At 64.4% G+C, this 21,035-nt stretch carries 23 protein-coding genes; all 23 read left to right on the top strand.

The annotated features are described in order from the left end of the window. The first annotated feature begins 29 nt into the window (after positions 1-29). Positions 30-470, top strand: a complete 441-nt coding sequence (locus tag JMV15_RS03175; RefSeq protein ID WP_008267200.1) for a single-stranded DNA-binding protein — start codon at positions 30-32, stop codon at positions 468-470. A gap of 269 nt (positions 471-739) precedes the next feature. Next, positions 740-2,752, top strand: coding sequence for a DNA topoisomerase III (locus tag JMV15_RS03170; RefSeq protein ID WP_201491265.1), 2,013 nt, complete (start codon positions 740-742; stop codon positions 2,750-2,752). 523 nt (positions 2,753-3,275) lie between these two features. Continuing rightward, positions 3,276-3,521, top strand: a complete 246-nt coding sequence (locus JMV15_RS03165) for a hypothetical protein (protein ID WP_008265051.1) — start codon at positions 3,276-3,278, stop codon at positions 3,519-3,521. A gap of 330 nt (positions 3,522-3,851) precedes the next feature. Next, positions 3,852-4,064, top strand: coding sequence for a hypothetical protein (locus tag JMV15_RS03160; protein WP_014603608.1), 213 nt, complete (start codon positions 3,852-3,854; stop codon positions 4,062-4,064). A 21-nt stretch (positions 4,065-4,085) separates the two neighbouring features. Continuing rightward, positions 4,086-4,478: a hypothetical protein gene (locus JMV15_RS03155; RefSeq protein ID WP_201491264.1), complete on the top strand. Its 393-nt coding sequence runs from the start codon at positions 4,086-4,088 to the stop codon at positions 4,476-4,478. Positions 4,479-4,690: 212 nt separating this feature from the next. Beyond that, on the top strand, positions 4,691-5,428 hold the full coding sequence (locus JMV15_RS03150; RefSeq protein WP_008264880.1) for a DUF5983 family protein: 738 nt from the start codon (positions 4,691-4,693) through the stop codon (positions 5,426-5,428). Between the two features lie 94 nt (positions 5,429-5,522). After that, positions 5,523-5,801, top strand: coding sequence for a hypothetical protein (locus JMV15_RS03145; protein WP_008267470.1), 279 nt, complete (start codon positions 5,523-5,525; stop codon positions 5,799-5,801). 280 nt (positions 5,802-6,081) lie between these two features. Continuing rightward, positions 6,082-6,894, top strand: a complete 813-nt coding sequence (locus JMV15_RS03140) for a GTPase (protein ID WP_033940514.1) — start codon at positions 6,082-6,084, stop codon at positions 6,892-6,894. Between the two features lie 379 nt (positions 6,895-7,273). Continuing rightward, positions 7,274-8,188, top strand: coding sequence for a DUF3577 domain-containing protein (locus tag JMV15_RS03135; protein WP_008268542.1), 915 nt, complete (start codon positions 7,274-7,276; stop codon positions 8,186-8,188). 54 nt (positions 8,189-8,242) lie between these two features. Beyond that, entirely contained in the window at positions 8,243-8,941 is a 699-nt protein-coding gene (locus JMV15_RS03130) for a DUF3275 family protein (protein ID WP_014603607.1), read from the top strand. 91 nt (positions 8,942-9,032) lie between these two features. After that, entirely contained in the window at positions 9,033-9,440 is a 408-nt protein-coding gene (locus tag JMV15_RS03125) for a hypothetical protein (protein WP_008265771.1), read from the top strand. Positions 9,441-9,523: 83 nt separating this feature from the next. After that, positions 9,524-10,174, top strand: a complete 651-nt coding sequence (locus JMV15_RS03120; protein WP_201491263.1) for a hypothetical protein — start codon at positions 9,524-9,526, stop codon at positions 10,172-10,174. A 36-nt stretch (positions 10,175-10,210) separates the two neighbouring features. Beyond that, a complete protein-coding gene (locus JMV15_RS03115) occupies positions 10,211-11,359 on the top strand; it encodes a DUF6094 domain-containing protein (RefSeq protein WP_371354986.1) in 1,149 nt (382 codons plus the stop codon). 168 nt (positions 11,360-11,527) lie between these two features. After that, the gene (locus JMV15_RS03110) at positions 11,528-11,773 is read left to right on the top strand and encodes a plasmid related protein (protein ID WP_425312357.1); all 246 of its coding nucleotides are present in this window, start codon (positions 11,528-11,530) and stop codon (positions 11,771-11,773) included. A 69-nt stretch (positions 11,774-11,842) separates the two neighbouring features. After that, entirely contained in the window at positions 11,843-12,148 is a 306-nt protein-coding gene (locus JMV15_RS03105; RefSeq protein WP_008266046.1) for a hypothetical protein, read from the top strand. 136 nt (positions 12,149-12,284) lie between these two features. Next, on the top strand, positions 12,285-14,564 hold the full coding sequence (locus JMV15_RS03100; protein ID WP_014603605.1) for a helicase-related protein: 2,280 nt from the start codon (positions 12,285-12,287) through the stop codon (positions 14,562-14,564). A 359-nt stretch (positions 14,565-14,923) separates the two neighbouring features. Further along, positions 14,924-15,502: a PFGI-1 class ICE element type IV pilus protein PilL2 gene (gene pilL2 / locus JMV15_RS03095; RefSeq protein ID WP_014603604.1), complete on the top strand. Its 579-nt coding sequence runs from the start codon at positions 14,924-14,926 to the stop codon at positions 15,500-15,502. Beyond that, on the top strand, positions 15,499-16,140 hold the full coding sequence (locus tag JMV15_RS03090; protein ID WP_033940516.1) for a hypothetical protein: 642 nt from the start codon (positions 15,499-15,501) through the stop codon (positions 16,138-16,140). The genes pilL2 and JMV15_RS03090 overlap by 4 nt, the downstream gene beginning before the upstream one ends. Before the next feature lie 14 nt (positions 16,141-16,154). Next, on the top strand, positions 16,155-16,892 hold the full coding sequence (locus tag JMV15_RS03085) for a TIGR03759 family integrating conjugative element protein (protein ID WP_014603602.1): 738 nt from the start codon (positions 16,155-16,157) through the stop codon (positions 16,890-16,892). Continuing rightward, positions 16,874-17,479 carry a transglycosylase SLT domain-containing protein gene (locus tag JMV15_RS03080; protein ID WP_014603601.1) on the top strand — a complete coding sequence of 202 codons (606 nt, stop codon included), beginning with the start codon at positions 16,874-16,876 and terminating at the stop codon, positions 17,477-17,479. The genes JMV15_RS03085 and JMV15_RS03080 overlap by 19 nt, the downstream gene beginning before the upstream one ends. Continuing rightward, positions 17,476-18,024, top strand: coding sequence for an integrating conjugative element protein (locus tag JMV15_RS03075; protein ID WP_008266518.1), 549 nt, complete (start codon positions 17,476-17,478; stop codon positions 18,022-18,024). Before JMV15_RS03080 ends, JMV15_RS03075 begins: the two co-directional genes overlap by 4 nt. A gap of 4 nt (positions 18,025-18,028) precedes the next feature. Then, on the top strand, positions 18,029-20,212 hold the full coding sequence (gene traD, locus JMV15_RS03070; RefSeq protein WP_033940518.1) for a type IV conjugative transfer system coupling protein TraD: 2,184 nt from the start codon (positions 18,029-18,031) through the stop codon (positions 20,210-20,212). Further along, the gene (locus tag JMV15_RS03065) at positions 20,209-20,958 is read left to right on the top strand and encodes a TIGR03747 family integrating conjugative element membrane protein (RefSeq protein ID WP_008267465.1); all 750 of its coding nucleotides are present in this window, start codon (positions 20,209-20,211) and stop codon (positions 20,956-20,958) included. Before traD ends, JMV15_RS03065 begins: the two co-directional genes overlap by 4 nt. The last annotated feature ends 77 nt before the right edge of the window (positions 20,959-21,035 follow it).

The raw sequence follows: 21,035 nt of genomic DNA, 5'->3' as shown, positions 1-21,035 counted from the left end.
GGTATTTCAACCACCATGGAGATTGCAACATGAGCACGCATTTTTGGGGCGAAGGCAACATTGGCTCCCCGCCCGAGTACCGGGAGTTCCCCAACGGCAACGACGAGCCGCGGCGCTTGCTGCGGCTGAACGTGTATTTCGACAACCCCGTCCCCACCAAAGGCGGCGACTTCGAGGATCGCGGTGGCTTCTGGGCGCCCGTGGAAATCTGGCACCGCGACACCGCGCACTGGAAAAACCTCTACCAGAAAGGCATGCGCGTCCTGGTTGTTGGCCGCATGGAGCGCGAGCCCTGGACGGACAACGAAGATCAGCCGCGCGAGACCTGGCAGATCAACGCGCGCAGCGTCGGCATCCTGCCGTTTCGCATCGAGTCCGTGACCCTCAGTCCGAAGCCGCAGGATGCGGAGGCAAAGCCCCAGGCCGCCCAGGAACCGGCTGTGCCAAAAGAGCCGCGGCGTAGGAAGTGACCCGGCATGGGCCGGCCACTGTTCGCAGCTCCATGCACCCGTGAGCTATCCCCAGGGGATAGCTCCATCTACGTCCACCGGCTTCCACGCGCTCCCGAAAATCGCGGCTCCCGGCTCGCACACCCCGGCTGCACGCTATCTCCGCCCCAGCCATTCCATCCTGTGAAAGTGGTCGCCACCGCTTGCGACTTGTTTGCTGCCGCCCCTGGCTGTGCCCGGCATCCTCGATTCCAGCAACTCAATGAACCACGGAAATCGGATGGACGGACATGCGCCTGTTCTTGTGCGAGAAGCCCTCCCAGGGCAAGGATATTGGCCGGATTCTCGGCGCGACGCAGCGCGGTGAAGGCTGCCTCAACGGCTCCGGCGTCACGATTACCTGGTGCATCGGCCATCTCGTAGAAGCGGCAGCACCCGAGGTCTATGACGCGGCGCTCAAGCGCTGGTCGCTGGAGCAGTTGCCCATCATTCCCCAGCAGTGGCGGGTCGAGGTCAAACCCAAGACCGCCACGCAATTCAAGGTCGTCAAGGCGCTTCTGGCGAAGGCGACCCATCTCGTCATCGCCACCGATGCCGACCGCGAGGGCGAGCTGATCGCCCGCGAGATCATCGACCTGTGCGGCTACCGTGGCCCCATCGAGCGCTTGTGGCTATCGGCGCTCAACGATGCGTCGATCCGCACCGCGCTCGGCAAGCTGCGACCGTCGTCCGATACGCTGCCGATGTATTACTCGGCGCTGGCGCGTTCGCGGGCAGACTGGCTCGTCGGCATGAACCTCAGCCGTCTGTTCACGCTGCTCGGGCGGCAGGCGGGCTACGACGGCGTGCTGTCGGTCGGACGTGTCCAGACCCCGACCCTCAAGCTGGTCGTGGATCGCGACCGCGAAATCGCGGCTTTCAAGTCGGTGCCGTTCTGGGCCATCGACGTGTCTCTGTCCGCAGAGGGTCAGGCTTTCGCCGCGCAGTGGGTTGCGCCCGATGATTGCACCGACGACGCCGGTCGCTGTCTGCAACAGCCGGTCGCCCAGCAGGCGGCGCAGCAGATTCGCGCTGCGGGCAGCGCCCAGGTGGTGTCGGTCGGGACCGAGCGCGTGCGTGAAGGCCCGCCCCTACTGTTCGATCTGAGCACCTTGCAGGAGGTCTGTTCCAGGCAGGTCGGGCTGGACGTGCAGGAGACATTGCAGATCGCCCAGGCCCTGTACGAGACGCACAAGGCCACAACCTACCCGCGCTCGGACTCCGGCTACCTGCCCGAAAGCATGTTCGCCGAGGTGCCCATCGTCCTGGACAGCCTGCTCAATACCGACCCGTCGCTGCGCCCGATCATGGGGCAGCTCGACCGCTCCCAGCGCTCACGTGCATGGAACGACGGCAAGGTCACGGCGCACCATGGCATCATTCCGACGCTCGAACCCGCGAACCTCTCTGCTCTGAGCGAGAAGGAACTGGCGGTGTACCGGCTGATCCGGGCGCATTACCTGGCGCAGTTCCTACCGCACCACGAGTTCGACCGTACCGTGGCTGAGTTTTCCTGCGGGCAGCAGATGCTGGCGGCCACCGGTAAACAGGTGGTCATCAAGGGTTGGCGTTTGGTGCTGGTCGAGCCGCAAGCGGATGAGGACGGCGACGCCGCAGCGCGCAGCCAGGTGCAGCCCCCGCTGCGTGAGGGCCTGGCGTGCCAGGTGGCCGAGGTCGAGATCAAGGCGCTCAAGACGATGCCGCCCAAGCCCTATACCCAGGGCGAACTGGTCAAATCGATGAAGGGCGTTGCGCGTTTCGTAACCGACCCGCGTCTGAAACAGAAGCTCAAAGACACAACGGGCATCGGCACCGAGGCGACGCGGGCCAACATCATCAGCGTGCTGATCGCCCGTGGCTACATCGTGAAGAAGGGCCGCTCCATTCGCGCATCGGATGCGGCGTTCACGCTGATCGACGCCGTGCCCGCAGCGATTGCAGACCCCGGCACCACAGCGGTGTGGGAGCAGGCGCTCGACATGATCGAGGCCGGACAGCTCACCCTGGACGTATTCCTCAGCAAGCAGGCCGCCTGGATTTCTCAGTTGATCGCGCAGTACGGCTGCGTGTCCCTGTCCATCAAGCTTTCCCATGGGCCAGCATGCCCGCAGTGCGGCGCAGCGACGCGCCAGCGCACCGGCAAGAGCGGCCCATTCTGGTCGTGCAGTCGCTACCCAGACTGCAAAGGCACGCTGCCGGTCGAATCCGGTACGCCCAAGCGTGGCGCTTCGCGCTCGCGTAGCAGCGGCCGCAAAGGCGCCTGACCGACTCCGTTTCCCGTGGGCCGCACCCTGTTTCAAAGGCGTGGCCCGTGTCCCGCACGCCCCTGCGGGTCGCCCAGCGCGCAACGCCTTCTTGTCCGTGTGCGCGTCCCGTCCAGCCGTCCCCGGCTGCGGGACCTGAAGGTATCTTTTCCGCGAACCGTCTCCCCCGTGTTCTGCTGGTCTGTGTTTCTCCCGCCCACTGCGAAGGGTCCCCCGATGGCTTGCCAGGCAGCGCGAGCCACCCGGAGACCCTTTGTGGTCAGCGGTATTCGGTGCCGGCGCCCACCGGCGCAAAAACGGGCTCCCTTTGTGCGCGGATGTGCGCCAGACGATGCCGGCCCCAGCCACGACATGGGCCGGGTGTGATTGCTGATGAGCAGACGGTTCTAGCGACGACCGGGCCTGCAACAGCCCACGGGTGGTTATTTCCTCCCGAGCCGAAGGTCAGCGAGCCTTCGGCTCCTTTATCTCGTCGATCAACGTTCCGAGCCAATGGCCGGCCACAGCAACAGGAAACCGACGCATGCAACAACCGGAGAAAGTACGAGCCGCATTCGAGCGCGACCTTGGCAACAAGGTGCTGTTCATCAAGGGCGGCAAGCTGCTGTTTATCGATGGCATCAACCTCAAGGCCATCGCCGACCGTAAGGCGTATTTCGCTTCGCTGCGTGCGCGGCAGGAGCAGCCCATTGTGGTCCTGGCCGAACTGGGACAGGACGAGGCATTCGCCCTGTGGAAGCAGCATGTCCTGGGCGACGCGCCCGAGTGAGCCAACGCACCCGCACACCACCCTGACAACCCGCACTCGATGCGGGTTTTCTGTCTCTGCGCCGATCAATCCGGGCTGGGCCGAATGCCGTTTTGCAACTGACGCAGCGCGGCCCCCGCATGAAGCTGCCCGCATGTTCGCTGATTCGTCAGCACATGCCAGCAGCCATGGGTTCCAGGCTGCCGCGGGTTCTTCCCGCGTAACCCGCCAGTCCGTATCGCATCAAGTCTGCGGACGCGCGTCCCCGTGACGCCGATGCTTTTTATCCACCGCGTGCGGGAGCTGCCATCCCGTGAGGGACAAGGCCTCGCTTTTCCAAGGAACCTACCCATGTCCCACAAAGCCTCTTTCAGCCAGTTGGCCTTGACCTATTGCGGCAAGTTCCTGCCGCTCGAAGTCCTGCAAAGCGCCGCCGGCCACTACATCGGCACGCGCGATACCGAAGGTCCCGTTTCGCGGGAATCGCACGAGTACTTCCGCAGCCATGCGGCGGCTCAACGTGCCCTCGAAAGAGGCGGCTGGTCCCAGCTCGCCATTCCCTGATCCAACTGGAGGAATCACGCCATGAATCAACTGCTGCCGCAGGAAGTCGTCGATCAGATCATGCGGGAAGAGCAGCATTTCGCTGCCGCGCCCCAAGCCTTCTTCGAGGCCTGGAAGCGTGGTGCCGAGATCGCTGGCCCCGAATGGTTCGGCGACGGCACCCGTGACGGCCTGAACCAGGCCAAAAGCAAGTGGGATCTGCGTCCCAACATGCTGCGGCTCAACGATCCCCTCGGTGTCCTGAGCAGCGGGCAACGCATGTTTCTGTCCGCCATGGTCAGCTTCTACAACGCGCACGAGGGCGGTGCCATGCTCAAACGCTGCCATTTCCACGGGCTGTCGGATTTCGACGGTCTCGACCTGGAACGCCGCCAGGTCATTGCCGACTTGATGCTGAACTACAGCGGCTGGTGAGCCCGTTTCTGGCACACCCCCGTCTTTTCGTTCCCCACGAGGGACATGCACCTACACGGTCATGTCCCTCGATTTCCTTTCCGTTGCCCAGCGTAAGGCGGCTGAATCAAAGCCAACGATCACCTCTGCCTGACGCATTTTCCCCTTTCAACCCACCGGGTCCAATTCCCGGTGGCGGGAATTGGCTCCATTATTCAATCTGGAGCGTCCCCATGTCTCAGAATCCCAATCCCTTTGTTCGCGGCTACTGGAATTTGAAAATCGTCCGCACGCTGTCCATCAGCTACGAGGACGGAAGCCCGCCTGTCTGGCGAAATATCCACCCGAGCCAGCAACACCTGTCCGACCAGGAACTGATTTCATCGTCCTGCATCGTCATCAGCGATTTCGCGGTGGTCACGAACGGCTCTGAACCTGTGAGTGCCGAGGTACTGGCCGAATGCGATGCCGATGAAGGTGTTAACGGCGAAGGCGTGATCGGTGCCGTGGTCTATGCCATTCATGGCGAGGACTTCGACGGTCGCCTGATCCACGTTGGTGACAGCTATTCGGTCGAGGCCGCGCGGGAAGTTGTGCGGCGCCTGAGTTTCGAGACCGGCTACTACAGCCGATGCTGGGAGATCAGCAGCGCACACATCAGCCCGGAAACCGGCCAGTACCTCGCCAATCTGGCGGACCTTGCCACGCCGGAGGCCTTTTTGTTCATCGCCTTTAGGGTTCCGTACAGCCCGGCGATCGGCGTCAAGCTGATCTCCACGCCCTGGACGGACAAGAACCTGGAGTACGCCGATGGCATCAGCGCCGAGCAGCTTCGGCAGGAGCACCGCAGCAAGGGCATGCCCGACGACCTGGCGAACATCCTGGAACTGGCTGGCCAGGCCGATGTGCGCATCCTCATCCTCGACGCTGACGCGCCCGTGTTGCTGGGCCTGCCGCTGGCCGAGTCCTAGCAAACACACCACGCGCCCACCTTCCTCTTTGCCCTCCATGCCAGCCTGTCTCCTTTCTGGGAGCCAGGCTGGTCCTATTTCATAGGAGCACTTTATGTTCCCCGACCTCATCTCGCCCGCACGCGACTTCGAGCATCAGCTTGGAGCCTGCGTCAACGCCATGAGCCAGGACGACGCCATCGGCCAGATCCTGGTATTCGAGCGCTTGAGCGGCATGCTGCACATGCGCCATCTAGCCAGCGCCGATCTGGCAGACACCGACATTGATGCCTACGAAATGGTTGTCTTCGACGGTGGTAACACCGGCGGTGACACGTGGAAGCACGTGTTCTTTCCACGCCAGCGCGAACACTACTTCGTGTACCAAGCCTGACCACCCAGCCCCTTTCGAGGGGCCTTTTCTTGTCGCGACGCAGGAAAGCGGGTGCGGCGCGGTGCGGTTTCCTGAGCGCAGGCGGCTCACTCAAGGGCCATCCTTGCCCCATGTTCGTCGGCGTTGCCGACACATGCCCAGGCAGTCAAGACCTTCAAGGCTGCAAGCGCGGGAAACCGTGCTGGTTGTTTCTTCCTACGGACGCATCGCGCCCATTCACCCACAAGGGACCTCTCCCTTGCGGGCGGGGAATCCCTTGTTCTTCCTCAAGGAGATTCACATGGATCGCTCTCTTATCAAGACCCTGATGCCTTCGCTGGTCGCAGGCCATGTGCCCCGCAACGTGCGGTCGTTCAAGTACCGCGTGTTCGATGATCAGCCACAGTCCTCGACACTGGGCTTTGTCATCGATCCCCAGCCCTTCGACGGCAAGGTGGTCGCAGCCAGCGAGGACGCCATCGTCGTCAAGCTCAAGCCCAGCGAGTTCGCGGTACTCGATCCCAACCTGGTGACCAGCATTCCCAGCGAGGGCACCAAGGTGCATGTCCAACCCTATGCCCGTCGTCGTTTCGACGGTCTGCGTGCGGACACGCCAGAAGAGCGCACCGAGATGATGTCCGACGGCACTCCCTACACCGTCAAGACACACATCCTCGGCTCCGCGCCGGCCAAGCTGCCCATTCCCGAGCCGCAGTGTATGGAACTGGGTCAGCTCATCGAGCAGTTGGAGGAAATGTCGGCGCCCGACGGGTTCCGGCGCATCACCCACATGCTGGTCGATGCGGGCGCCCACGACTTCACCTGGGTCGATCCGAAGCCGGCCAAGATCATCGAAACGCCTCCGGCGATCAGTTTCACGGTTTCGACCGCGAAGTTCGACGGTCGGGTGACGATCCTCTACCAGCGCGGCAGCGATACCTATGCGGTGGAGCTGTGCCGCGACGGCGAGTTGGTCGTTCGGCACGACGAGGTGTATTTCGACATGCTCGGCGAAGTGCTGGAGCGGCTCATCGACGACGGGCGCTGGCGTCTGATCGATGTGAGCGTGATCGGCGCGGAGACGTCCCGACGGCGCCGCGCTGTACCGGCGTAACACCACGAAAAGAACCAGGCGACATGCCCCCCACAGGCTCTCCCTCCATTCGGAAGGAGGGCCTTTTTTCTGCCGTGTGAGATTTCATCAAAGGGAATCGCCCGAATGCCGATTGATGGCTGTCTCGCGCGCGAGGCCCGGCCATGCTGAGCCCATGCCTGCTGACGTTGTCAGCGACATGCCAGGCAACCATCGGTCTTCGAGGTTGCGGCGCAGTTCCCACTGCGTGACCGAGCCAGCTCGCACCGCATCCATCCGCGAGCGGCCACCAGTCTCTGGTGGTGGATGCTTTCGCCTTATCAACCCATCGCGGGGTTACGCACCTTTCCCCGCAGCGTGGGGCCGGTGTGTCTCCGCTTCATCCCTATGGAGATTCACCATGAGCACCACGTCCAACGAGAAATCGTATTTCGACCTCCACACCTCGGGCATCGGTTACATCCAGCGTGTCCGTGAAGTGCCTGTTCGGGGCGGCCGCCGTGCGCAGCCTTTCCTGGCATGCACCATCGCCGCGTTGGTCGGTTCCGCAAAGGACCCCAGCTATCGCTATTTCGACGTCAAGGTCTCGGGTGCCGAGGCCAAGAAGCTGGTCGAGCGCTACATCGGCGTTGACGATCCCAAGCAGCGCCCACTGGTGCGCTTTCGCCTCGGCGACCTGTGGGGCGATGCGTACATCCGCGACAAGGGTGAGCAGAAAGGCCAAGCCGCCGCGTCCCTCAAGGCGCGACTGCTCAAGGCCGAGCCGCTTGACCGGGCCGAACTGGCTTCGATCAGGCAGCACGAGCTGGTCACCCGCGGCATCGGCTACCTCAGCCGTCCGAAGGACGTCACGCCCAAAGATGGCGACCCGTTCCTCTCTTGCACCGTCGCCGCTCTGGCCGGGCCTGTCGATGAACCGGAGTATCGGTACTTCGACACCATCGTCACCACCCCTGAAGCCGAGCATCTGGTTCGCCGGTGCGTGCAGGCCATCGAAGGGGACTGCAAGGTGCTGATCGCCTTCCGTCTCAACGACATGAAGATCGATCCGTACATCCGCACCAAGGGTGAGCGTGCCGGAGAACCGGCCGCAAGCCTGGAATCGACACTGATCCACATTGGCCTGATCAAGATCGACGGCACCAAGGTCTATCCGACGAGCCCCGCGCAAGCCGATACGCCGCCGGCCCAGGACGCTCCCGCGCCCGAAGCCGAGGACGCCGACACCGCTGCCGATCAGCCTGCCGAGCCCGCCGAGCGCGAGCCCGAAGGTGAAGTCGAGGAGCAGGAGCCGGCATTGGCTGCTTCGTTCTGATCGGCAAGGCCCTCGCGGGCCTTGTCGTTTTCCCAATCGCTAAGGAGAACCATCATGGCAGCCACATCGGCATCCGAGAGATCGGTTTCGCCCATCGTCGTCCCCGGCCAGCTCACGCTGCGTACCATCCGCGGCAAGAACGGCCCCTTCACGGTCGGACGCCTCGCCACGCACCTCGGTACGTTCGAGGTCAAGGACCCGGAGCTGGAGCAATACCCCGAAGGCAAGTACGACGGGGAGTTCATCATCAGGTACATCTTCCCGAAGTCCTACCCGGTCGGTGGCGGCATGCGCTTCGAGATCCGTGCCAGCCTGGACGGAATGACGCTCTACGACATCGACAAACTGAGCCGTGACGAGGCACGCAGCTTCGCCACCCAGGACCTCGATCCACTTGATGAAGAGTTGGGCGCACAGCCTGCAGTAACGCCGGCAACACCGGCCAAGCCCACCAAAACCTCCAAGCCCGCCAAGCCCGCACCCGTGCAGGCATCCACGGACCCGCTGGTCGATACCACGCCCTTCGGCGTGGATGCGCCGACGCCCGCTGCGGCAACTGCTCCCGGCAGTACCGAAGATGGCGACGTCGCGCTGTTCAGCTTGCTTTGGCCGCTGGGCGAGTCCGTGAAACTGGATTCGACCATCGACCGCCGCACCCTGCGCACGCAGATCGCCCGCCTTGGCGAACTGGGCTACGCGCTGGACTTCAAGACGCAGGAGTGGAGCCGCCAGGCCGAACTGCAACCTGCGTAGTACTGGGCACCGCATCTGCCGTGTTCATCCACCCGCCGGGGGTCTTCCCCACCGGGGAGGCTTCTGGCTCAATTTTTCCAGGAGGCCTCTCATGGGCTGGTATTTCTCACCCCAATCGCGGTCTGAACTGATCGCGGAGCTGATCGCACCGCAAGAGACCGAGCGCGCCAGCGTCAAGGTCATCGCCCACGCGCTGCATGGCAACGTCCTCTGGTCCGTTGCGCAAGTCACAGCCAAGGCCGAAGGCGTACACCGTGATCTCACACCGGGCCAATCCCTGTGCACCATCCGCTGCGATCTTCTGGAACGCAGCGGCGGCCAGTGGGGCTACAAGCCGCTGGACGAATCCATGCACCCGTACTACTACTCGTGCCCGCTGTCCTATCTGGACCTCGCACCGGAGCAGTCCGCCGAATGGCGTGCAGGCGTTCGCGCCTACCACGCACGGCGGCGCACATCCAAGGCGACCACCGCTCCAGATGCGACGCTGACGGTCTGAACCAGGGCGTTTTTCCTTCCACCCCAAGGGCAGCACTTGCCCCCTGCGGGCGGTGCTGTTCCCGTTCATCCGAGGACACCACCATGCCCGCAAACACTTCTTCCACCACGCTGTACCGCATCGACGAATGCCCGGACGTGATGGCCGACGCTTGCGTCGGCGATGACCAGGGCAACCTGATCTTTCTGTCGATCTGGGCGCGAGACACCGCCGCCCAGCAGTTCCTGGCTCGCCTGACCCTCGGGCGCGACGAACAGGGGCTGGAGCAGTTCCACGTCATCACCGACCAGGGCGGCAGCGTCCCGGTGTTCGTCGGCAACGTCGATCGCCTGGAAAAGCGCATGACCCGCGCCTACCGGCGAACGCTGTTCGGTTCGCTGTCCAACGTGTGGCTGTTCGATCGGCGCTGCGTCAAGCCCGACAAAGCCAACGCCAGCGCACTGCCATTGCTGCCCCGCGATAGCGACCACCGGCTTGACCGCCTGTGGACATTGGTGCAGGACACCTGCCCACTGCCATTGCTCGACCACTGGCGCGAAACCGTGCTGGAACTGCTGCAAAGCCACGAGATGCTGACCCGCCTGCCATTCGCCCTCGGGCCTTTGGTGGGCCATCAGCTCGCCATCGACGTGCCGGCGCTGACCCAGGCGCTCGGCTCGCTGATCCGCAGTGACGTGCTCACCGCCTACCCATACCCGGCCAAGATTTGGACGCCGGAAACGGCAGCGGCTTGAACCACCTGCGCAGGCACGCCAAGGCCCGCCTGCGCCATTCATCCCGCCAACCAGGAGACTTCCATGGCGCTCATGTTCCCGCGGCTCGCCCGCAACTTTGTGAAGAACGGGTACTTCCCGACCGACGAACCGACGCTCGAAAGAGCCCTCAATGCACTGATGCCCAGTGCGCCTGAATCCAATGGGCCGATGTGCATCCTCGACCCCTGTGCCGGCGAAGGCGTGGCAATCGCCGAAGCGGCTCATGCCCTCGGGCGCGAGCAGGCCAGGGCGTTCGCCGTCGAGTTCGACGCAGAGCGGGCGCGCCATGCCCGCATCCTGGTCGATCACTGCCTGCACGCGGACCTGATGGATACGATGATCTCCAAACAGTCCTTTGGGCTGCTCTGGCTCAATCCGCCGTATGGCGACCTGTCCAAGGACGTCAACGGCAACATTGGCTATCAGGGTCAGGGCCGTGCCCGCCTCGAAAAGCTGTTCTACCAGCGCACGCTGCCCCTGCTGCAGTACGGCGGCGTGCTGGTCTTCATTGTCCCCGGCTACGTGCTCGACGCGGAGCTGGTCGGCTGGCTGACGCGCCACTACACAGACCTGCGGATCTACCGAGCGGTGGAAACGCAGTTCAAGCAGGTGGTGATCTTCGGACGCCGGGTGCGCCAGCGCGAGCAGACGCCCGATGGCGTCAAGGCCGTGCGCAATCTGCTGCTGCAGGTTGGGCTTGGCGAAGTCGAAGCCGAGGAACTGCCGAGCGAATGGCCGTTCCTGCCGTACATCGTCCCCGCCAGCCCGGCGGAGCCGGGGCATTTCTTCCGCGTGACGATGGAGCCGGAGCAGTTCGCCGATGAGGTTGGCAGGCTGCAAGGCCTCTGGCCGTCGCGAGATACCCATTTGGGGGCCGCGCAGCAGACGCTGCGTCCACCGGCGCGGGCCTTGTCCCACTGGCATCTCGCCCTGGCTCTGGCTGCGGGCGCGATCTCGGGAGTCGTGCAATCCAAGACGGGGCGCGTGCTCGTCGTCAAAGGTGACACCCACAAGGACAAGACGCTCCAGCGGGAATTCACCGAACGCGACGACGGCTCGATCGCCGAGACGCGCATCCTCACCGACAAGTTCGTTCCTGTCATCCGCGCTTGGGACATGACGCCGGGTTCCGCCACGCGGGGCGAGGTGTTGACCATTCGCTGATCGCTTCTCCACCGCCGACGGTTCGCCGTCGATTTTTTCCACCCACCGGGGTCCAGTCGCCCCGATGGGGTGCCGTGGCCCCTCCATCTCCAGGAGCCTTCCATGGCAGCCCAAGCACTTTCCATCAGCCAGACACCGAGCCTGCGCTTCTCGCCAGGCCAGGTGGTTATGACCATCGGCGTCGATGACCTGGTCCAACAGGGCCGGCTCAACCCGACGCCCTATCTGCGCCGCCACCTCGGCGGCGATTGGGGCGACCTCGACGACAGCGACAGGCGGCAGAACGATGCCGCGCTGAAGTCCGGTGAGGATCGCCTGTTTTCTTCCTACCAGGTCACACCCGGCCTGAAGCTCTGGATCATCACCGAATGGGATCGCAGCGTCACCACGTTGCTGTTGCCCAGCGAGTACTGATCTTCTCCAACGCGGGGCCACCGACACCCCGCAAGGGTGCTGTAGCCCCTTCACTCCGAAGGAAGCCACATGACCTCCAACCAACATGACAAGCACCGCCGCAAACGGCTGTTCGAGATCGGTGCACTGGAGTTCAGCGAAGGCGTCGAACGCCTGATGAACGAAGGCCGGCTCGATCCCATGCCGTTTTTCGAACGCCACATGCGTGGCGACTGGGGCGACGTCGCGGACTACCAATGGCAGCAGAACAACGCTGCGTTGGAGTCTGGCGAACGCCTCGACTCGTTTTACGTCGTCACCCGTGACCTGAGCATCCGCATCTTCACCGAAGCAGATCGCAGCGCGACCCGCATCGTGCTGCCGTCCGAGTACTGACCCTGAGTTGTCACCGCAGGCCACGAGCGCCTGCACTGTCCAACCACCGACGGTTCGCCGTCTCTCTTCCCATCACGGGGCATGTCATCGCCCCGCTGGGGTGGTGCATGCCTCATTCTTTCTTTGGAGCATCACCATGTCCCTCGATCTCGACACCACCGCCAACGATGCAGCGTCCGTACAGGGCGAACTGCTCGAAGCGGAATCCAACCCTCTCACCCTGAGCCTTCAGGATTTCGTCGGCGAGTTCGGCGACGAACTGCTCGATTCTCTCAACCGTGCCAACCCACCGGTCTATACCGGCCAACCACAGGCACAGCGACAACTCGTCGTTGCCAGCCTCAAGCGCAAGCTGTTCCCAGCCCAGGTCGAAGTTGTCCATGCCGCCGCCGAGCTGCTGGTCGATCAAGGCGAACGCGCTGCGATCGTCAACGGTGAAATGGGCTGCGGCAAGACGACCGTCGGCATCGCCACGGCCGCCGTGCTCAACGCCGAAGGCTACCGCCGCACCCTGGTGCTTTCGCCTCCCCACTTGGTCTACAAGTGGCGGCGCGAGATCCAGGAGACGGTGGCCGGCGCCAAGGTCTGGGTGCTCAATGGCCCGGACACGCTGGTCAAGCTCATCAAGCTGCGCGAGCAGTTGGGGGTGCAGCCCACGGGCCAGGAGTTTTTCATCCTGGGGCGCGTCAGGATGCGGATGGGGTTTCACTGGAAGCCGGTCTTCAACCAGCGGCGCACCCGCCACGGCGACGTGGCGGCCTGCCCGGACTGCGGCACACTCATCACCGACCTCGACGGCGAGCCGGTCAACCCGATCGGGCTCGAAGCCGAGGAGTCCCGCAGGAAGTGCAGCCACTGCGCCGCGCCCCTGTGGACGCTGATCCGCCCGCGCAGCCTGTCCGGCAGCGACCAGTCCTCGGTCGTCCTCAAAGCCTTGAAGCGCATCCCGACCATCGGGGAAGTCACCGCGCAGAAGTTGATGCAGAAGTTCGGTGACGGCTTCCTGGCCTCGATGCTGGGTGACAACATCCATGAGTTCATCAACCTCATGGATGGCAACGGCGAGCTGGTGTTTTCCGACCGTCAGGCCACGCGCATGGAACGTGCGATGGCCAACATGGAGTTTGGCTTTGGCGAGGGCGGCTACCAACCGTCCGAGTTCATCAAACGCTACCTGCCGCAAGGCACGTTCGACCTGCTCATCGCCGACGAGGCGCACGAGTACAAGAACGGTGGCAGTGCCCAGGGCCAGGCCATGGGCGTGCTGGCGGCGAAGGCTCGCAAGACCTTGCTGCTGACCGGCACGCTAATGGGCGGCTACGGCGATGATCTGTTCTACCTGCTGTTCCGGGCACTGCCAGGACGGATGATCGAAGACGGCTACCGCCCGACCACGAGCGGCAGCATGACCTCGGCTGCGATGGCGTTCATGCGCGATCACGGCGTCCTCAAGGACATCTACTCCGAGAGCGCCGGCACGGCGCACAAGACGGCCAAGGGCACCAAGGTATCGGTGCGCACGGTCAAGGCTCCCGGCTTCGGCCCGAAAGGCGTCTTGCGCTGCATCCTGCCGTTCACGATCTTTCTCAAGCTCAAGGACATCGGTGGCAACGTCCTGCCGCCGTATGACGAGGAGTTTCGTGAAGTCCAGATGGACGTGGCGCAAGCTGCGGCCTACCGCGATTTGGCGAGTCGGCTGACCGCAGAGCTGAAACAGGCTCTGGCGCGACGCGATACGACCTTGCTGGGGGTGGTGCTCAACGTGCTGCTGGCCTGGCCGGATTGCTGCTTCCGGTCGGAGACCGTGGTGCATCCGCGCACGCGCAACACCTTGGCGTTTGTCCCGGCTCAGTTCAATGAGTTCGAGATCAGCCCCAAGGAGCGTGAGCTGATCGATATCTGCAAAGCGGAGAAGGAACAGGGCCGCAAGGTTCTGGCCTACACGGTCTATACCGGCACGCGCGACACCACGTCGCGCCTGAAGGGGCTGCTGGAGCAGGAGGGCTTCAAGGTGGCGGTACTGCGCGCAAGCGTGGATGCCAGCCGCCGAGAAGACTGGATCGCCGAGCAACTGGACCGTGGCATCGACGTGCTCGTCACCAATCCCGAGCTGGTCAAGACGGGACTGGATTTGTTGGAGTTCCCGACGATTGTGTTCATGCAAAGTGGCTACAACGTGTACTCGCTCCAACAGGCAGCACGCCGCTCCTGGCGCATCGGGCAGAAACAGCCCGTGCGCGTGATCTACCTCGGCTATGCCGGTTCCTCGCAGATGACCTGCCTGGAACTGATGGCCAAGAAGATCATGGTCTCGCAGTCCACCTCGGGCGACGTGCCCGAATCGGGGCTGGATGTTCTGAATCAGGACGGTGATTCCGTCGAGGTCGCACTGGCCCGGCAATTGGTCACCGCCTGATTTCCACGCCATCGCCGGCCTAGCGCCGCCGGCTTTCTATTGTTCACAACTTGCAGCCCCACTCGCGTTCTTCGTGGGCGGGGCTGCGTTTTTTCTTTGGCGTGCTACGGCAGCCACCCTGCAATTGATTCGCGAAGTACACCGTTTTTCGTCCCATATTGCGGCTTAACTGCAAATCCGCCTATTGATCCATGAGCTACTGGTTGTGCGCAACAACGGGTGCGTCTGTACCGCCTGGACGATACGCAGTAGGCATCCGGGTCGCCCCTGAAACCGGGCACCACCCAGTTCGCATTCCTGGCTGACCGCACGGCACCGTGCCGCCAAGGTATCGGCATCGCAACAGAAGAGCCGATGCCATGCCCGCAACCTATGTATCCCGACGTCTGGTCGGCGCTGGTCTCCTGGCCGCAGCGCTGGCCAGCGGCTGCGCGACCACCACCGCGCCGCTGGTGCCAGACGCCATAGAAGGCGTCTCCTCCGCTCTCGAACCCGAGGCACCCGAGTTCATTCCCGTCGTGCGCTATGGCCGCTACACGCTGGTCGAGCTGGCACCCACGGCGGCGCAGCGTGACTTGCTGTTGCAGACCATCGACGTGTCCATGCCCGAGGACACCCGCACCACGGTGGGCGATGGCCTGCGGCATGTGCTCAAACGCAGCGGCTACCAGCTTTGCGAGACGCCTCGCGCCGTGACCGAGTTGTATGCGCTCCCGCTGCCGGCGGCGCACCTGCATCTTGGCCCCATGACCTTGCGCGATGCGCTGCTCACCCTGGCTGGTCCGGCCTGGGAACTGCATGCGGATGAACGGGCACGACAGATTTGCTTTGAGCAGCCTGGAGGCAGTGCGACCGCCGAGCACGCACACGAGCCGTCTGCTGCCGAGGCGGTGCAGACGTTTCCGCTGATGCCTTCGGTTTCGGGGGGCCAGCCATGAATGCCGCGCAGTCTCCCCGCCGCCCGATCACCGCCGTGGTGTTGCAAAGCCTGATGTGGCTCTGGCTGATCAGTCTTAGCGTTTTCGTCGCTCTCGGCTACCAGGCGGTGAACGAGCAGGCCGACCAGAAGCGGCTTGATTCCCGCCTGCAACGTCTCGAAGCGCAGGCGGCGAGCCTGGCCGAGGCCATTGGGGCCATCCAGCAGCGTCCAGCCGTCGCAACGGCGGCTGACCTCAAAGACACCCGCGAACTCCTGGAAGCGCGCGCTGCTCAGGTCGAGAAAACGCTGAGTGGCTATGCCGCTGCCGAAGACCTTCAGGCGCTGCGCACCGAGGTCGAGCAAATCAAGACGCGCCAGACCGTTGCGCGCGCCGCAGCACCCGCTCAGCCGCGCTCACCGAGCAGGCCCACCGCCAAACCAGAACCGCCGCCACTGCCATTTCGCATCGTCGGTGCCGAGCTTCGCGCTGGTCAACGCAGCCTGTCCGTTGCGCCGAGCGCCGGGTACTACACGCCCAACCAGCTTGAGGTGCTGCTGCCCGGCGATTCGCTCGGCCCATGGCGCTTTCAGGCGGTCGAGGGCAACTCCGCCGTGTTTCAGGCCGGCGACCAGACCCGTCGCGTGGCGATCCCTTGAGCTGAGGACACGACATGAAGCCCGCTATCATCCTTTCCGCGCTTCTGCTCGCGTCTGCCCAGTTGCCCACCTGGGCGCAGCAGCCGGACACGGCTCCCGCCGGCAATACCCAGAGCCAGGAGCGTCCGCTGGTCACTCGCGCCTTGAACGACCGTGTGGCAAGCAACTGGGGCCTGCAACCGCAAGAGTGGGCGCGCTATCGCGAACTGATGGACGGGCCGCTGGGCATCTACTCGCCCAACCTGGACCCGCTGTCCGCCCTGGGCATCGAGGCGCGCACCGACGAGGAACGGCTCCGCTACGCAGAGCTGCAGGTGCAGATCGAGGCACGCCGTGTCGAGAAGCTGCTCGCCTACCAGCGTGCCTACGACGAGGCCTGGCAGCGCCTGAATCCCGGCATGCAGCGGGTGAACCTGCCTGACGACAAGTCCGACACCGGCACAAGCGCCAATCCCTTGCGCGGTTCAGGCCGCACGGCAGTGTTCATCAAGGACGGCTGCGCGGCCTGCGGGCAAATCGTGCAGCGCCTGCAATCCTCTGGTACCGAGTTCGACCTGTACATGGTCGGCAGCCGCCAGGACGACACACGTATCCGCGACTGGGCCAAGCGCGCGAACGTCGATCCGGCGCGCGTGCGCAGCGGTGGCATCACGCTCAACCATGATGGCGGGCGGTGGCTGTCGCTGAGCTTGCCCGGAGACCTTCCTGCGGTCGTGCGCGAGGTGAACGGTCAATGGCAGCGCCAGCCGTAGCGGCCACCTCCGTTTCGCAGTGCTTGCGCGCACTGGTGATCGCGGCGGGCCTGTGCGCCTGCGCCGCCCATGCCCAGGAGCTTCCGCCACCGGCTTACCAGCTTGCCGCACAGCGCGCGGGCATCCCCTCGTCGGTGCTCTACGCCGTGGCCTTGCAAGAGAGCGGCATCCGACGCAATGGACGCATCGTCCCGTGGCCGTGGTCGCTCAACGTCGCCGGTCAGTCTCACCGCTTCGCCACCCGTGCCGACGCCTGCGCCGGTTTGCAGCAGGCGATGCGCTCCACGTCGCACACGCGCATCGACGCGGGCCTGGGTCAGATCAACCTCGGCTACCACCAGCAGCGCTACGCCAGCCCGTGCGACCTGCTCGACCCATACAGCAACCTCGCCATCGCCGCTGAAATCCTGAAGGAGCAGCACACCACTGGCGAGGACTGGTTACTGGCAATCGGTCGCTACCACCGTCCTGCGGGCGGAGAGCCTGCCGCCCGCTATCGGCGCAGCGTGTCGCGCCACCTTGCCCGTGTGCAGGGCACGCGCCCAATCGCTGCGGCCCTCGCCGCGCACCTGGAGACATCCCCATGACGAAGTTCCCTCTGGCCAACCTCACACTGAAGTGCCTGCTCGTGCTGCTGGCGGCTCTGCCGCTGGCCTCGCGTGCCGGAGAGCCGCTGATTGTGGTCGAAGACCGTGGCGGCACGTCGGCGCTGCCGTACTACGAGGCTCTGAACCTTCAGCCGCGCGCCGATGCCCCGGCCCGACCGCCCATCCCGATGCTCCCGGTGCCCGCCACGCCCATGGACGAGGCCGCGATGTTGCCGGTGCGCAGTGCCAAGCTCACGCCTGGCACCGTCGCGCGGCGGGTGATCGAGGCACCGGGCCTGCGGCCTTTCGTGGTCGTCGGCGACGACGCGGCGTCCCACGCCTGGCTGCGCAGCCAGGCAACATCGCTGCGCGAGCGCGGCGCGGTGGGTCTGGTGGTTAACGTCGAGACCGTGCAGGGCCTGGCACGGCTGCGCACCCTGGTGCCCGGCATGCCCCTTGCGCCTGTGGCCGGCGACGACCTGGCCGAGCGCCTGGGTCTGCGGCATTACCCGGTGCTGATCACAGCCACCGGCATCGAGCAATGAAGCCATGTCGGGGAAACAGCCGGTCGAGGTTTTGCTGCGCCCAGCGGTGGAGTTCTATACCGTCGCGGCGTGTGCAGGCGCCGCGTTTCTGTCCCTGGTGGCCCCGTGGTCGCTCGCGCTGAGCCCCGCAATGGGCGTCGGCAGTGCGCTGGCGTTCTGCGCCTACGGTGCCATTCGCTACCGCGATGCCCGCGTCATCCTGCGCTACCGGCGTAACATTCGCCGCTTGCCGCGCTACGTGATGACCAGCAAGGACGTGCCGGTCAGCCAGCAGCGTCTGTTCGTCGGGCGGGGGTTTCTGTGGGAGCAGAAACACACCCATAGGCTGATGCAGACGTACCGACCGGAATTTCGCCGCTACGTCGAACCAACGCCGGCTTACCGGCTGGCGCGCAGGCTGGAGGAACGGCTGGAGTTCGCGCCGTTCCCGCTGTCCCGGCTGCCTGCGCTCACGGGCTGGGATGTGCCTTTCAACCCGGTGCGCCCGCTGCCGCCTGTGGGCGGCCTGCCGCGCCTGCACGGCATCGAACCCGATGAGGTGGACGTCAGCCTGCCGCTGGGTGAGCGCGTCGGGCATTCGCTGGTGCTGGGCACCACGCGCGTGGGCAAGACGCGGTTGGCCGAGTTGTTCGTGACCCAGGACATCCGGCGCAAGAACGCCGACGGCGAGCACGAGGTCGTCATCGTCATCGACCCCAAGGGCGACGCCGATCTTTTGAAACGGGTGTACGTCGAGGCCAAGCGTGCGGGCCGCGATGGCGAGTTCTATGTCTTCCATTTGGGCTGGCCGGACATTTCCGCGCGCTACAACGCCGTGGGCCGCTTTGGGCGCATCAGCGAGGTGGCCACCCGTGTTGCAGGACAACTCTCCGGCGAAGGCAACAGCGCGGCATTTCGCGAGTTTGCGTGGCGCTTCGTCAACATCATCGCCCGCGCCCTGGTGGAACTGGGGCAGCGCCCGGACTACATGCTGATCCAGCGCCATGTGATCAACATTGACGCGCTGTTCATCGAATATGCCCAGCACTACTTCGCCAAGACCGAGCCCAAGGCATGGGAGGTGATCGTCCAGATTGAGGCCAAGCTCAACGAGAAGAACATCCCGCGCAACATGATCGGGCGCGAAAAGCGCGTGGTGGCGCTGGAGCAGTACCTCTCGCAGGCGCGCAACTACGACCCGGTGCTCGACGGCCTGCGCTCGGCAGTGCGCTACGACAAGACCTACTTCGACAAGATCGTCGCATCGCTGCTGCCGCTGCTGGAGAAGCTCACCAGCGGCAAGATCGCCCAGCTTCTGGCTCCGAACTACTCCGACCTGGCCGACCCACGCCCGATCTTCGATTGGATGCAGGTGATCCGAAAGCGCGCCGTGGTCTATGTCGGCCTCGATGCGCTGTCCGATGCCGAGGTCGCTGCGGCGGTCGGCAATTCCATGTTCTCCGACTTGGTTTCGGTCGCCGGCCACATCTACAAGCACGGGATCGACGACGGCCTGCCGGGCGCATCGGCTGGTACGCGCGTGCCGATCAACGTCCATGCCGATGAGTTCAACGAGTTGATGGGCGACGAGTTCGTCCCGCTGATCAACAAGGGCGGCGGCGCTGGACTGCAAGTCACCGCGTACACGCAGACCCTCTCGGACATCGAGGCCCGCATCGGCAACCGCGCGAAGGCCGGTCAGGTGATCGGCAACTTCAACAACCTGTTCATGCTGCGCGTGCGCGAGACGGCTACCGCTGAATTGCTGACCCGGCAATTGCCGAAGGTCGAGGTCTATACGACCACCATCGTCAGCGGCGCGACCGACAGCTCCGACATTCGTGGAGCGACAGACTTTACGTCAAACACCCAGGATCGCATCAGCATGTCCAGCGTGCCGATGATCGAGCCATCGCACGTCGTCGGCCTGCCCAAAGGCCAGTGCTTCGCGCTGCTGCAGGGTGGCCAGCTTTGGAAGGTTCGCATGCCGTTGCCCGCGCCAGACCCGGATGAAGTGATGCCGGCGGACTTGCAGCAACTGGCCGGACACATGCGCCAGAGCTACAGCGAGGCCACGCAGTGGTGGGAGTTCACCAGCTCCCCGGTCTTGCAGGACGCGGCCTTGCCGAACGACCTGCTCGATGAGGCGGCCATCGCCACACCCATCACCGACACGGGCGACACGGCCAGCGAAGAGGCCGCGCCATGAGCGACGCCGCCTCGACTGCGCAGCGTGAGCAGAACCGTCGCCAGGGCCTGATCGTCGGCACCATTACCTTGCCGTTCCGGCTGCTCGGGGTGCTGGTCGGCTCGCTGCTGTTCTCTATCCTGATGGAGTGCATCGGCATGCACCTGTTCTGGAAGGATCAAGGCTGGCAGCACTCTCAGCAAATGTTGCAGTACGAGCTGGGGCACCTGTCCAACCACTTCACGCGCAGCGTAGTCGTGCAGGAGCCGGGGCGCACGGCGCATGAGTTGGTGGACACTGGCTACGAATGGGTGTTCGTGCGATCGGGGCTGCTGGAGCGCATGAGCCAGACCGCCGAGCGCGCCCGTGCGCCCAGCCAGGGGCAAGCGCGGAACTTCCGCTACTTCATCAGTCAGGTCTATGTCTGGACGGAGAGTTACTTGATCGCCGCAGCCTTCACGACGCTTACTTTCCTCGTGCGCCTGCTGGTCCTGGCGCTCACGCTGCCGCTGATCTTCACAGCAGCGTTTGTTGGTTTGATCGACGGCTTGGTGAGGCGTGACGTTCGCCGGTTCGGCGCGGGCCGCGAATCCGGCTTCATCTACCACCGAGCGAAAGCCAGTCTGATGCCGCTGGCCGTGCTGCCTTGGGTGACGTACCTGGCGCTACCGATCTCGGTGCATCCGCTGCTGATCCTGCTGCCCAGCGCCGGCTTGCTGGGGCTGGCCGTGAGCCTGACTGCAGGGAGCTTCAAGAAGTATCTCTAGGCCATCAATCCGGTCATCCGCAGGTTCTTATTGTTTGCGGCCTGATACGCCTCTGATCGCCACGATCAAGCCATTGC

The sequence above is a fragment of the Pseudomonas paracarnis genome (genome assembly GCF_904063055.1).
Lineage (GTDB): Bacteria > Pseudomonadota > Gammaproteobacteria > Pseudomonadales > Pseudomonadaceae > Aquipseudomonas > Aquipseudomonas paracarnis.
The sequence above is the reverse complement of the archived record's forward strand: the minus strand, read 5'-3'. Positions and strand labels throughout refer to the sequence as shown.

Coding starts and splice junctions, on each gene's coding strand:
- JMV15_RS03080 (WP_014603601.1), top strand. CDS start 16,874: ATGGCAGCGCCAGCCGTAGCGGCCACCTCCGTTTCGCAGTGCTTGCGC.
- JMV15_RS03150 (WP_008264880.1), top strand. CDS start 4,691: ATGTCTCAGAATCCCAATCCCTTTGTTCGCGGCTACTGGAATTTGAAA.
- JMV15_RS03075 (WP_008266518.1), top strand. CDS start 17,476: ATGACGAAGTTCCCTCTGGCCAACCTCACACTGAAGTGCCTGCTCGTG.
- JMV15_RS03160 (WP_014603608.1), top strand. CDS start 3,852: ATGTCCCACAAAGCCTCTTTCAGCCAGTTGGCCTTGACCTATTGCGGC.
- JMV15_RS03155 (WP_201491264.1), top strand. CDS start 4,086: ATGAATCAACTGCTGCCGCAGGAAGTCGTCGATCAGATCATGCGGGAA.
- JMV15_RS03175 (WP_008267200.1), top strand. CDS start 30: ATGAGCACGCATTTTTGGGGCGAAGGCAACATTGGCTCCCCGCCCGAG.
- JMV15_RS03100 (WP_014603605.1), top strand. CDS start 12,285: ATGTCCCTCGATCTCGACACCACCGCCAACGATGCAGCGTCCGTACAG.
- JMV15_RS03165 (WP_008265051.1), top strand. CDS start 3,276: ATGCAACAACCGGAGAAAGTACGAGCCGCATTCGAGCGCGACCTTGGC.
- JMV15_RS03090 (WP_033940516.1), top strand. CDS start 15,499: ATGAATGCCGCGCAGTCTCCCCGCCGCCCGATCACCGCCGTGGTGTTG.
- JMV15_RS03170 (WP_201491265.1), top strand. CDS start 740: ATGCGCCTGTTCTTGTGCGAGAAGCCCTCCCAGGGCAAGGATATTGGC.
- JMV15_RS03065 (WP_008267465.1), top strand. CDS start 20,209: ATGAGCGACGCCGCCTCGACTGCGCAGCGTGAGCAGAACCGTCGCCAG.
- traD (WP_033940518.1), top strand. CDS start 18,029: ATGTCGGGGAAACAGCCGGTCGAGGTTTTGCTGCGCCCAGCGGTGGAG.
- JMV15_RS03120 (WP_201491263.1), top strand. CDS start 9,524: ATGCCCGCAAACACTTCTTCCACCACGCTGTACCGCATCGACGAATGC.
- pilL2 (WP_014603604.1), top strand. CDS start 14,924: ATGCCCGCAACCTATGTATCCCGACGTCTGGTCGGCGCTGGTCTCCTG.
- JMV15_RS03125 (WP_008265771.1), top strand. CDS start 9,033: ATGGGCTGGTATTTCTCACCCCAATCGCGGTCTGAACTGATCGCGGAG.
- JMV15_RS03085 (WP_014603602.1), top strand. CDS start 16,155: ATGAAGCCCGCTATCATCCTTTCCGCGCTTCTGCTCGCGTCTGCCCAG.
- JMV15_RS03135 (WP_008268542.1), top strand. CDS start 7,274: ATGAGCACCACGTCCAACGAGAAATCGTATTTCGACCTCCACACCTCG.
- JMV15_RS03145 (WP_008267470.1), top strand. CDS start 5,523: ATGTTCCCCGACCTCATCTCGCCCGCACGCGACTTCGAGCATCAGCTT.
- JMV15_RS03130 (WP_014603607.1), top strand. CDS start 8,243: ATGGCAGCCACATCGGCATCCGAGAGATCGGTTTCGCCCATCGTCGTC.
- JMV15_RS03110 (WP_425312357.1), top strand. CDS start 11,528: ATGACCATCGGCGTCGATGACCTGGTCCAACAGGGCCGGCTCAACCCG.
- JMV15_RS03140 (WP_033940514.1), top strand. CDS start 6,082: ATGGATCGCTCTCTTATCAAGACCCTGATGCCTTCGCTGGTCGCAGGC.
- JMV15_RS03105 (WP_008266046.1), top strand. CDS start 11,843: ATGACCTCCAACCAACATGACAAGCACCGCCGCAAACGGCTGTTCGAG.